This window comes from Amycolatopsis sp. NPDC003676 (genome assembly GCF_053587275.1).
Genome location: NZ_JBSFNS010000424.1, coordinates 1 through 1,060, shown reverse-complemented (window position 1 = coordinate 1,060; position 1,060 = coordinate 1). Strand labels below are relative to the sequence as shown.

Genomic DNA, 1,060 nt, shown 5'->3' with positions numbered 1-1,060 from the left:
GCCTGTTCCCGGGCTGGGGCGGCACGCAGCTGCTGCCGAACCTGATCGGCCCGGACGCCGCCGTCCCAGCCCCACCGCCAGGCCGAACCCGATCATCGCCACGCCCCAGATCACGATGCAGACGATCACCGCCAGACCCTGCCTGCGGATCCGCGGCACCCAGCCGGAGAACACCCCGCCGAGCACCGCGCCCGCCGAGATGGCCGCGAACAGCAGGCCGAGCGCGACGCCGCCCTCGGCCGGGTCGTGGAAGGTCTCGTGCGCGATCTGCGGGAACAGCGCGCGCGGCATGCCGAACACCATGGCGATGATGTCGACGACGAACGAGGCGAGCAGGATGCGCTGCCCGGTCAGGTAGCGGAAACCGTCGATGACGGCGCGCAGCCCGGCCCGGCGCTGATCACCCGTCGGTGGGAAGGCGGGCAGTTTCCACACCGCCCACACCGTCGCGAGCAGGGCGATCGCGTCGATCAGATACAGCGTCGGCAGGCCGAGCACCGGGATGAGCAGCCCGGCCAGCACCGGGCCCGCGATCATGCCCACGTTCTGCACCGTCATGCTCAGCGAACTGGCCGCGGCGATCTGCTCGGGCGGCAGCAACCGCGCGATGGCCGCGCTGCGGGTGGGCTGGTTGACCGCGAAGAACGCCTGCTGGGCGGCGAACAGGCCGAGCACCAGCCACACGTTGTTCATCCCGAGCGCGGCCTGCACCCAGAACGCCACCGCCGTCACGCCGGTGCCCGCGGTGGTGATGATCAGCAGCGTGCGCCGGTCCATCACGTCGGCCAGCGCGCCGCCCCACAGGCCGAACACGATCAGCGGGATCAGGCCGAACAGGCCCGCCAGGCCGACGTAGCCGGAACTGCCGGTGATCTGGAAGATCTGCTGCGGAACCGCGACCACCGAGAGCTGCGCGCCGATGACGGTGACGATGTTGGTCGTCCAGAGCCTGCGGTAGTCGGGGTCCGTTTCCGGGTCGAACGCCGCCGCCCGCCGGGGCAGGCTCGGGGGGTCTTGGCGTACGACAAGGGTGTGCCGGGCCGGCTGCCGCTAGTGAGCA

General features: G+C 71.4%; 1 pseudogene. It reads right to left on the bottom strand.

What is annotated here, in order from left to right:
• Positions 1–87: 87 nt before the first annotated feature.
• Positions 88–1,002, bottom strand: a pseudogene (locus tag ACWDNU_RS46940) (MFS transporter); the annotation flags it as partial.
• Positions 1,003–1,060 lie beyond the last annotated feature (58 nt).